This window comes from Bartonella silvatica, assembly GCF_040545155.1.
GTDB lineage: Bacteria > Pseudomonadota > Alphaproteobacteria > Rhizobiales > Rhizobiaceae > Bartonella > Bartonella silvatica.
Genome location: NZ_JBEPLI010000080.1, coordinates 1 through 1,245, shown reverse-complemented (window position 1 = coordinate 1,245; position 1,245 = coordinate 1). Strand labels below are relative to the sequence as shown.

At 39.9% G+C, this 1,245-nt stretch carries 1 protein-coding gene; it reads left to right on the top strand.

Annotated features, from left to right (window positions below; translation table 11 throughout):
- Positions 1-1,138, top strand: a 1,138-nt coding sequence (locus tag ABID23_RS08045; RefSeq protein WP_354190980.1) for an autotransporter outer membrane beta-barrel domain-containing protein, incomplete at its 5' end; no start/stop codon positions are given.
- Between the last annotated feature and the right edge of the window lie 107 nt (positions 1,139-1,245).

The following is a 1,245-nucleotide window of genomic DNA, read 5'->3' as shown; positions in this document are numbered from 1 at the left end:
ACCTCGGCACTTGAGAGGGGACCAGCAAGTTTCTGTTTCGTCACCTTCCGTACTTCCGGTACAGCAGATCTCACATCAAGATGGTAATCATCCTTCTGATGACAAACAACATCATGCTGTTACGTTAAATACTTCATCACAAGTAGATCAAGTGACTTTGCGTTCACCTATTCTTGAGCCATTTTCTCCATCATTGAGTGAGGAGGTATCAGTTTCTCACTTTTTGACAACGCCCTCTACAGATGCAGTGTTGTCTATGGCTGTAGCGCCAAGTCTTATTTTTCATAATGAGTTGCAGTCCGTGCGCATTGGAAGAGGAGTTTTGGATAGGAATAAGAAAAGTGCTGGTCTGTGGACATATGTGATCAAAAGCAAAGAGATCATTTCTGCAGGTCATATAGACTTTAAACTCGACCAAACAGGTATAGTGTTAGGCCTTAATGGTTTAAGTGAATGGTCAAATGGGGACTTTTATATCGGTGGTTTTGGTAGTTATGATCACGCGCGGATTGCCCATGCACGAGGTGGTGCGAGTAGCGTAAATACTTATGGCATTGGAGCTTATGCGACTTATTTTGATCACAGTGGATGGTATGTAGATGGTATTTTGAAATATAATTATGATCAAAATACTCTGAAAGCTGTTTCAACGAATAGTTTGTCTGTTGCAGGCAATTATGATCAATGGGTAGTGGGGTCATCCTTTGAAGCAGGTTATCGTATAAAGACTTCTCAGAATAGTTGGTTCCAACCTTATGGACAATTCACTTGGTTACAGGTTTCAGGGAAAGAAATAAGACTTTCTAATGAAATGACAGGTGCTATAAATCGCTTTACTTCGCTGCGTAGCGAGGTAGGATTATCTTTAGGATACGAGTTTGGATCCGGAATAGAGAGTTCATCTTTATTTTATTTTACAGCATCATGGTTGCGTGAGAATAAAGACGACAATCATACGAAGATTAATGAAATCCATCAATTTACCACTGACTTGTCTGGCAATGCAGGGAAATTAGGGGTTGGTTTGAGTCATTTTATGAGCGATAAATTAAAGCTTTATGCACAAGCTCATTATGTCAAGGGACGTACAACGAAGCAGTCTCTGCAAGGAGTTTTAGGTATACGCTATAGTTTCTAACGATCGCATTGTTTTTACTGGTTCTCGTGTGTGGTTTACAAATGAGATATATAGCGTCTAGGTAGTGTTTTTTGAGAAAACTAAGGCTTCTACAATCTACCTATGCT